This is a genomic window from Bradyrhizobium sp., assembly GCF_030697065.1.
Classification (GTDB): Bacteria; Pseudomonadota; Alphaproteobacteria; order Rhizobiales; family Xanthobacteraceae; genus Bradyrhizobium.
Window position 1 is genome coordinate 1 of the sequence record NZ_JAUYQU010000101.1, and the last position, 9,031, is coordinate 9,031.

Consider the following 9,031-nt stretch of genomic DNA (forward strand, 5'->3'; position numbering starts at 1 on the left):
CGTCGCAAAAGCGCTCGGCCCGACCAGGACGGTGGAGATTCCCGAAGCCGCGCGCGCCCGCGCGGCGGCCTATGTCATCTCCACTACGGAGGGAGCCTCGCTGCATCTGGATCGGCTGCGGCGGCGGCCGGGTGATTTCGATCCGGCGGTGCGCGACCGCCTGCTAGCCGGCGCGATGGTGCCGGCGTCACTGGTGGACCGCGCCCAGAAATTCCGCCGCTGGTATCGCGCCCGGATGCTGGAGATATTCAAATCGGTCGACGTGATCATCGCGCCGGCGACGCCCTGCGTCGCGCCGAAACTGGGACAGGCGACCTTCATGCTCGACGGCGTCGAACTGCCGGTGCGCGCCAATATCGGCATCCACACCCAGCCGATCTCCTTCATCGGGCTGCCGGTGGTCGCGGTGCCGGTGCCGCTGCAGCCGATGCCGATCGGCGTGCAGATCATCGCCGCGCCCTGGCGCGAGGATATCGCACTCCGCGTCGCCCATGCGCTGGAGCGCATGGGGGTCGCCGCGGCCCCTCGACCAAAGGATTTCTGAGATGGAGGTCGATCTTCCCGACGTGCTCGCCGAGGTGACCGTGCAGTTCGCGCGCTACGAAGCGGCGCTGGTAGCGAACGACGTCGCGGTGCTCGACGAATTGTTCCGTGCCGACTCCCGCACGCTGCGCTACGGCATCGCTGAGAATCTCTACGGCTATGACGCCATCATGGCGTTTCGCGCGGCGCGCTCGCCGGTCGGGCTGATGCGCACGACGGCGCAGACGGTGATCTCCAGCTATGGCCGTGACACCGCGGTGGCCTCGACGCTGTTCTATCGCGACGCCTGGGGCGGCGGCCGGGTCGGGCGGCAGATGCAGACCTGGGTGCGGTTTCCGGAGGGCTGGAAGATCGTCGCCGCCCATGTCAGCATCATCGACGAGCCGAAGGATTCCCCGAAGGATCAACCCGGGGATTCGGGTCCAGGGACATGAGCCTGGAAGATCCTCCGGCCGATGAAGTCCAGCGACCTCCCCGCGAGGCGGATGCGGTGGTTCGGCGGGTCGACCGAGCCTCGAACTTTCCGGACAAGATCACGCGTGCCGAGGAACTGCGGCTGCAGCTCGCCGATGAAATCGTCCGCGGCGCGCTGGCCCCCGGCGCGGCGCTGGACGAGACCGACATCGCGCGGCGTTTCAACGTATCGCGCACGCCGGTGCGCGAGGCGCTGCGCCAGCTCGCCGCCAGCGGCCTGATCGACGCGCGGGCGCATCGCGGCGCCGTGGTGGCGCGGCCCTCGATCGAACGGCTGACCGGCATGTTCGAGGCGATGGCCGAACTGGAAGCGTTGTGCGCCGGCCTTGCCGCCGAGCGAATGTCGGCGGCCGAGCGTCACGCTCTGGAGGCGATCCACGAGGAATTGCGGGTGCTGAGCCATGCCGGCAATCCCGACCGCTTTCACGAGGTCAACGAACGCTTCCACAACGCGATCTATGCCGGCTCCCAGAACGGCTACATCGCCGAAATGACGCTGGCGACGCGGGTGCGGGTGCAGCCGTTCCGCCGCGCCCAGTTCCGCAATCTCGGCCGGCTGGCGAAATCCCATGCCGAGCACGACCGCGTCGTGATCGCGATCATGCGCGGCGACCGCACCGGCGCCGCGGCCGCGATGCGCGCCCATATCGAACTGGTGCGCGGCGAATACGAAATCTATGCGGTGTCGGTGTAGGAGCTAATGGCGAGTGGCGATCCCACCACGACTGTCGTCACCCGGCTTGACCGGGTGACCCCGTATTCCAGAGACGTTTGAGATAAACCGGGAGGGCGCGGCGTACTGGGTCGCCCGGTCTATGCCGGGCGACGACAAGCCTTGTTGGTGACGACTGAAGGCGAAGATCGCCATTCGCTGTTCGCCCCCCTTTCTACACCGCCACCTTCTCCGCCATGAACGCCCGCCAGCCGCCGAACGCCGAGATGTCGCGCGCGCCGCTTGTATCGACAGCCTCCACCAGGAATCCCTTGATGCCGCGGCCGTCGGCCAATCGTACCGTGCCGATCGACAGCGGCGGCGGGATCGCGGCGACGAATTTTCCGAAACCGGCGGCGGACAAGGCCCAGAGTTCTAGAGCGATCGGCGTTCCCGTTCCCGCCGCGACCCGCAGCATGCCGGGTTTCGGCGGCGTGGTGGCCAGCGCGTAGAGCTTGTAGTCCGGCGCGGTGCTGGCGGCCTCCAGCAGGCGTGCGCCGAGCCCCTTCAGTTCGCCGTTCAGCACCATGCCCGACAAATGCGCGCCGACCACGGCGATGGCGATTTCGTCGCCGCTCAACGTTGCGGTCAGTTCGGCGAGCGGCGGTTGGGGCAGGTGCCGCGCGCCCATCGAAAGCCCGGTGTCGGCATGGAAGACGCGGCCGATCGAGGCCAGTTGCGCATCGTGCCCGGCCGGCGCCAGCAGCGTGATGCCGAACGGAATGTCGTCGGCCCGGATCGCGGCCGGCAGCGCCAGCCCGCAGAGGTCGAGCAGATTGACGAAATTGGTGTAGGTGCCGAGCCTCGAATTGAGTTCGACAGGATTGGCCAGCACCTGCGCGGTGGAGTAGGCGGTCGGGGCCGTCGGCAGCACCAGCGCGTCGATATTCTGAAAGGCGCGGTCGGCGACCTTGCGCAGCGCCTGCAGCCGGTACAGCGCGGCAAACGTGTCGGCGGCGGACAGCCGCGCGCCGGCGATGGTGATGTCGCGCGTCACCGGATGGATCGCATCCGGCGACGAGGCCAGCAGATCGCGGATGACGAGATAGCGCTCCGCGATCCACGGTCCCTCATAGAGCAGCCGCGCGGTTTCATAGAACGGCTCAAGGTCGAACTCGACCAGGGTGGCGCCGAGCGCGGTCCAGCGCTTCAGGGCGTCGCCATAGGCCTGTTCGGAAGCCTTGTCGCCGAAGAAGATCAGCTGGCCGTCGCGCGGCACGCCGAGCCGGAGGCCTGCCGGAAACCCGGAGATGGCCGCGAGCGGCCGGCTGCGCGAATAGGGATCGGCGGCGTTAGGTCCGGACATCGCGGCCAGCGCCGTCATCGCGTCGTCGACGTTGAGCGCAAAGATCGAGACGCAGTCCAGCGTGCGGCAGGCCGGCACCATGCCGGAGGTGGAGATCAGCCCGAGGCTCGGCTTCAGCCCGACGATATTGTTGAGCATCGCGGGCACCCGGCCGCTTCCCGCGGTGTCGGTGCCGAGCGCCAGCGGCACCAGCCCCGCCGACACCGCCACGGCCGAACCCGAACTCGATCCGCCCGGAACGAGGTCGGCGCGCATCGGGTTGTTCGGGATGCCGTAGGGCGAGCGAACCCCGACCAGCCCGGTGGCGAACTGGTCGAGATTGGTCTTGCCGATGACGATGGCGCCGGCCGCGCGCAGTTTTGCGACCGCCGTTGAATCGTGCGCCGGCAGATAGGAAAAGGCCGGGCAGGCGGCGGTGGTCGGCAGGCCGGCGGCGTCGATATTGTCCTTCACCGCCACCGGCACGCCGAACAGCGGAAGATGTGCGGAATCCGTTTTCGACAGCGCCTCGGCTTCGGCCAGCGCATCCGCCTCGTCGCGCAGGCTGATGAAGACGGCGGGATCGTTATGATCGCGAATCCGCCGAAAGGCGCGGGCGACGGTCTGCGCGGGTGTCATCGTGCCGGCGCGATGGGCGGCGACGATTTCGGCGATGGTTTCGCTCACGCGCGGCCCCGATCGGACACGGACTCATTCAGCGGGTGCGGCAAGGGGCGTCTCCGGATGCGAAACGGGAAGGGAAGCAGGGCCTGTTTTCGCCAGCGCATAGAATACCGCAGCTACCACGGCATAGGCCAGCGCGACGCCCGGAGTTACCCCCAAACCGCCGCCGATACCAACGGCTTCGCCATGCATGAAGCCGAAATAGGTCAGTACCGCGCCCGACAGCGAAAAGGCCGCGGCCTTGACGAAGTCGCGCTCGATCACGAACACGCCGATGGCGCCGAGCACGAGGCCGGTGAGGATGGCGCCGCCGCCCATCACTTCCAGCCCGTGATAAAGTACGCCCTGCTGCGGCAATGCGGCGATCGCGGCTGATTTGACCGCATCGACCTTGTCGGCGGCGAGACCGCCCACTGCCTGCGCGGCGGTAAGGGTCGATCCCAGCATGGTGTCGATCTGCAGCTTGGCCCAGGCCGCCAGGTGCGGCGTCAGCGCCAGCACCACCGCGGGGGCATGTTTCATCGGCGTGGTCTGGAATGCCTGCGCGCCGATCAGCATGCCGATATAGAGCAGGATCGGCGAGATCGCGACCACAGGCACCAGCGCCAGCAACACCGAGATGATGCCGAACCAGCTCAGCACCACCACCATGATGCCGGTTGCCGCCGAGTAACCGATCCGCCCGCCCATCGCCTTCCAGCCGGGGTGGCCGATATAGACCGCGTTGATGAAGGGATTGCCCATCAGGCAGCCGATCAGGCTGACGACGCCGTCGGCGGTCAGCACCCGCGTGGTCGGATATTCGTCGCCCGCGGCCTCGGCGCTTTCGACGTTGTCCATGGCCTCGACCAGATCGTAGATGCCGAACGGGATCGCCGTCACCAGGATGATGCCGAGGAATTCGAAGCCGGAAAACACCAGGCCGAATGCCGGCAGCGGCACCGAGAAGCCGAAATTGGAGAAGGCGTCGCCGAGGCCCTTGAGACTGAGGCCGCCGAGGCCGAGCCCGAACAGGTTGGAGCCCCATGCGATCAGCATGCCGGCGGCGATCGCCACCAGCCCGGCCGGGATCGCCTTCGGATACCGGACGCCGCCGAACCAGCTTGCCAGGATGATGGCGAAGCAGACGAGGCCGATCTGCGGCGTCATGTACATCTCCAGCGCCGGGCGCATCGAGATGAAGGTGACGGAGACGCCGGCCAGCGTGCCGAGCAGCGCCGCGCGCGGTGTAATTCTCCTGATGTAGGGCGCGATGAAGCCGCCGATCATGAGAATAAAACTCTGGAAGAACACCCAGACCAGCCCGGCGGACCAGCCCTTGATCGGATCGCCGGTTTTCAGGCTGATCGGCAGCATGACCACGAAGGTGACGATGAACATGTGCGGCACGCTGACGCCGGACGGCAGCGCGCAGACATCGCTGCGCCCGGTCTTCTGCGCCAGCCGGTAGGCCAGCCAGGCGTAGTAGAAGGTCGAGAGGCACATCATCAGGCCGAGCGCCGGCAGGATGCGGCCGAACACCAGCGAGTCCGGCATCTTCAGCACGAAGCGCAGCAGCCCGGTCAGCACCAGCATGTTGACGAGGATGTTGGTGCCGAAGCCGAACAGCGCGTTCCAGTCGCCCGGCGTCCACAATGCAGGTTTGAAGTCGCCCTTGCTCGCCGTCACGGTCGTGCTCATTGCGATGCCCCCGATAGCCGCTGGTTGGAAGTCTCCGTTGTCAAAGTCTCCGCTGTCATGGCCGCGAGCACCGCGGCGGACGAACTGACCCAGCCGAAGATGCCGCCCTGGGCCTTGATCATCTGCAGGCCCATCTGGTGGAATTCCGGAAAATAGGAGGCGCAGCAGTCCGCCAGCACGACGCAGCGGTAGCCGCGGTCGTTGGCCTCGCGCACCGTGGTGTTGACGCAGACCTCGGTGGTGACGCCGCACACCAGCAGATTGGCGATGCCGTAATTCTTCAGGACATCGCCGAACCCGGTGGCGTAGAACGCGCCCTTGCCGGGCTTGTCGATCACGATCTCGTCGTCGAGCGGATAGAGTTCGGGAATGATGTCATGGCCGGCCTCGCCGCGGATCAGTATCCGTCCCATCGGCCCGGGATCGCCGATCCGCTTGCTTGGCGCGCCGCGTTCGATCTTGGCCGGCGGCGCGTCGGAAAGATCGGGCAGATGTCCCTCGCGGGTATGCACCACCAGAACTCCCGCGGCCCGCGCGGCGGCGAGCACGCTGGCGCAAGGGGCGACCGCACGCGCCAGTCGGGAGACGTCGTTGCCAAGGGTTTCGCCGAAGCCGCCGGGTTCGAGGAAGTCGCGCTGCATGTCGATGATGACCAGCGCCGTCGCGGTCCAGTCGAGTTCGATCGGCTGCGGCTCCGCAGCGAGCAGGCTGGTGGTTGCGTATATTGCCATGGCTGACTGCGCTCCAGGCGCCGGGAACGGCTCCCTGATCGAAGCAAGCAGTGTGCCATTGTGTACAGCGCGTGCGGGGCGCCGTGCTTCGCAATTTTCCGTGGTTCACCAGCGGCTTGCGCCGGCTTCGCGAGCGTGGGCGGCCTCCGGGGGCTGCTTCCAAGAACGCCTTTGCATATTTTATGAGCAGCGCGATTTGCGATGTGCGGCTGCGATCGTTTAGCCTGATCGCAGGGTTTTGGCCTGAACCGGAGTAGCCGATGTCGCATTCGTTCGAACGCCGCCACGATATCCTGATCGATGCCCCGCCGGAGGCGGTCTACGACTACGTCTGCAATCCGAATTCCTGGCCGGAATGGCTGGCCGCGTCGCACCACATCGACAGCGCAGATCGTGCGCTGGATGCCGGCGAAGGCTTTCGCGAGCAATGGCATATCCGCCGCGGCGAGGTGGTGCTGGACTGGAAAGTGACCGAGAGCGACCGCCCGAACGCCTGGACCGTGCGGGCCGAGACCGATTTCATCGGGCCGATCATCGTCCGCTACACCTTCGAGCGGGTCGGCGCCGCCACCCGATACACACGACACCTCACCAACCCAAGCCGCCCCTCGGCCGCCAGCGCCGAGCAGATCCAGCGCGTGGACGAAGAGGCGCAGATCGGCCTGAACAACATCAAGCGGCAGGTCGAGCAGCGCGTAGGCGCGCAGGCCGCGGCCAAATAGAGCGCGCGCCGCGGCATCTTGCCGGGGCGTGCGATTTTCGCGTAGAGCAAAATGCCAGCCCCGATCAAGAGGGCGCTTCCGGGGAAACCGATGACACCAGCCGCCGTCCGTCGCGAAAGTTCGCGCACGCTGTTCGCAGCGCCTGAGATCGTGGCCGATCGCCGAACCGACGGCTGCATCATCGTGAAGTCGACCGCGCCGCTGCAGCCGGCCGCCCGCTGCGTCGGCGACTGGCTGGAGCAGTGGGCGCGGGAGGCGCCGGCGAAGGTCTTTCTCGCCGAGCGCGCCAATGCCGACGCGCCGTGGACGACGGTCACCTACGGCGATGCGCTGCGGCAAGTGCGCGCCGCGGCCGGCTGGATCCTGGCGGAGGGCCTGAGCGCGCAGCGTCCGCTCGTCATTCTCTCCGACAACAGCATCGACCATGCCTTGTTCGCGCTGGCGGCCATGCATGTTGGCGTGCCGGCGGCGGCGATCTCGCCGGCCTATTCGCTGGTTTCGAAGGACTTCGACAAGCTGAAAAGCATGATCGCCCTGCTCGATCCCGGCGCGATCTATCTGTCCGCCACGAAACCGTTCGCGGCGGCGCTGGCGGCGATCCGGCCGCTGCACACCGCTGTGATCGTGGCGGGCGACGCTGACGGCGGCGACGCCATTCCATTTCGCCAGATCGCCGCCGCCCCCGAAAGCGATGCCGTGGCAAAAGCCTTTGCCGCGGTCGGGCCGGACACCATCGCCAAATTCCTGTTCACCTCGGGTTCGACCGGCACCCCGAAGGCCGTCATCAACACCCAGCGCATGCTGACCTCGAGCCAGCAGGCCAAGGCGCAGACCTGGTCATTCCTGCAAGACGCCGGCGGCGATCTGGTGATCCTGGACTGGCTGCCGTGGAGCCACACTTTCGGCGCCAACCACAATTTCAACCTGGTGCTGCGCAATGGCGGCACGCTTTATATCGATGGCGGCAAGCCGGCGCCGGGCCTGTTCGCGACGTCGCTGGCCAACCTGCGCAGCGTGATGCCGACGATCTATTTCAACGTGCCGCGCGGCTTCGACATGTTGATCGCGGCCTTGCGCCAGGATGACGAGCTGCGCCGCCGTTTCTTCGGCGAGGTGAAATTCGCGTTCTATGCCGGCGCGGCGCTGCCGCAGAATCTGTGGGACGCGATGGAGGATCTGTCGATCAAAACGGTTGGCCGGGCGTTGCCGATGGTGTCGGCCTGGGGCTCCACCGAAACCTCGCCGCTTGCCACCGACTGTCATTTCCAGGCGCAGCGCTCCGGCAATATCGGCGTGCCGATCCCCGGCACCGAACTGAAACTGGTGGGTTCGGGCGACAAGCTCGAGGTGCGCGTGCGCGGCCCCAATGTCACGCCCGGCTACTGGAAAGCGCCGGAACTCACCGCCCAGGCGTTCGACGCCGAAGGCTTTTACCGGATCGGCGACGCCGTGACGTTTGCCGATCCGGACCGGCCGGAGCTCGGGCTGTTTTTCGACGGCCGCGTCGCCGAGGATTTCAAGCTCAACTCCGGCACCTGGGTCAGTGTCGGCACCTTGCGTGTCGCCGGGATATCAGCGCTTTCGCCGCTGGCGCAGGACATCGTGGTGACCGGGCACGGCGGCGATCACGCCCGCTTCCTGGTCTTTCCCAACATCGCGGCGTGCCGCGCGCAGGCGGGTCTGCCTGACGGCGCCGATGCGAACGACGTGATCGGCCACCCGAACGTGCGCGCCGCGATCGCGGCGGGGCTTGCGAAGTTGAAGACGCAAGGTGGCGGCGGCTCCTCGACCCATGCCACCCGTGCGCTGCTGCTGGCGGAGCCCGCCTCGGTCGACGGCGGCGAGATCACCGACAAGGGCTACATCAACCAGCGCGCGGTGCTGACCCGGCGCGCCGCCGCGGTGGCGACGCTCGAAGACGATACGTCGGGTGAGTGGATCGGGTGCCCGGGTTAGCTGCCGGGCAAGGCGCGGTCGCCTGAAACAAGGCAGCGCCGCCACCCGACGGGCAAATCACTTCCGATTATCAGAATTAAAAGTCAAGCCCCGAAAACAAAAATATTTCCCTTAACACGTCGGGCAAATCACCTTTAGAGACTCGCCCGTCCCGCCCGAACGAGGGGCGTGCGCACGTCACGAACGCGCGGCGGGATGCGATGGACGCGACAGCGTCGGGCGCGCAAGGGATCGCAGGGCGGGA

8 protein-coding genes are annotated in these 9,031 nt (G+C 67.0%); 5 read left to right on the forward strand and 3 right to left on the reverse strand.

Annotated elements, in window-relative coordinates:
- The 3 genes from Q8R73_RS07565 to Q8R73_RS07575 all read left to right on the forward strand — a co-directional run.
- A partial coding sequence (locus Q8R73_RS07565) for an amidase family protein (protein WP_305718920.1) occupies positions 1-544 on the forward strand: 544 nt, incomplete at its 5' end.
- Position 545: 1 nt separating this feature from the next.
- Positions 546-977 carry an oxalurate catabolism protein HpxZ gene (gene hpxZ / locus Q8R73_RS07570; protein ID WP_305718921.1) on the forward strand — a complete coding sequence of 144 codons (432 nt, stop codon included), beginning with the start codon at positions 546-548 and terminating at the stop codon, positions 975-977.
- Positions 974-1,711, forward strand: coding sequence for a GntR family transcriptional regulator (locus Q8R73_RS07575; RefSeq protein WP_305718922.1), 738 nt, complete (start codon positions 974-976; stop codon positions 1,709-1,711). The genes hpxZ and Q8R73_RS07575 overlap by 4 nt, the downstream gene beginning before the upstream one ends.
- A 193-nt stretch (positions 1,712-1,904) precedes the next feature.
- On the opposite strand, the gene atzF is transcribed toward Q8R73_RS07575, so the two are convergent.
- Genes atzF through Q8R73_RS07590 form a run of 3 tightly spaced genes read right to left on the reverse strand, consistent with a single transcriptional unit; the run spans position 1,905 to position 6,109 of the window.
- On the reverse strand, positions 1,905-3,701 hold the full coding sequence (gene atzF / locus Q8R73_RS07580) for an allophanate hydrolase (RefSeq protein ID WP_305718923.1): 1,797 nt from the start codon (positions 3,699-3,701) through the stop codon (positions 1,905-1,907).
- Between the two features lie 24 nt (positions 3,702-3,725).
- The gene (locus Q8R73_RS07585; RefSeq protein ID WP_305718924.1) at positions 3,726-5,378 is read right to left on the reverse strand and encodes a regulator; all 1,653 of its coding nucleotides are present in this window, start codon (positions 5,376-5,378) and stop codon (positions 3,726-3,728) included.
- Complete coding sequence (locus tag Q8R73_RS07590; RefSeq protein ID WP_305718925.1) at positions 5,375-6,109, reverse strand: cysteine hydrolase family protein; 735 nt, start codon at positions 6,107-6,109, stop codon at positions 5,375-5,377. Before Q8R73_RS07590 ends, Q8R73_RS07585 begins: the two co-directional genes overlap by 4 nt.
- A 260-nt stretch (positions 6,110-6,369) precedes the next feature.
- On the opposite strand from Q8R73_RS07590, the gene Q8R73_RS07595 reads away from it, so the two are divergent.
- Positions 6,370-6,831, forward strand: coding sequence for an SRPBCC family protein (locus tag Q8R73_RS07595; RefSeq protein ID WP_305718926.1), 462 nt, complete (start codon positions 6,370-6,372; stop codon positions 6,829-6,831).
- 90 nt (positions 6,832-6,921) lie between these two features.
- Positions 6,922-8,787 carry a feruloyl-CoA synthase gene (locus Q8R73_RS07600; RefSeq protein WP_305718927.1) on the forward strand — a complete coding sequence of 622 codons (1,866 nt, stop codon included), beginning with the start codon at positions 6,922-6,924 and terminating at the stop codon, positions 8,785-8,787.
- The last annotated feature ends 244 nt before the right edge of the window (positions 8,788-9,031 follow it).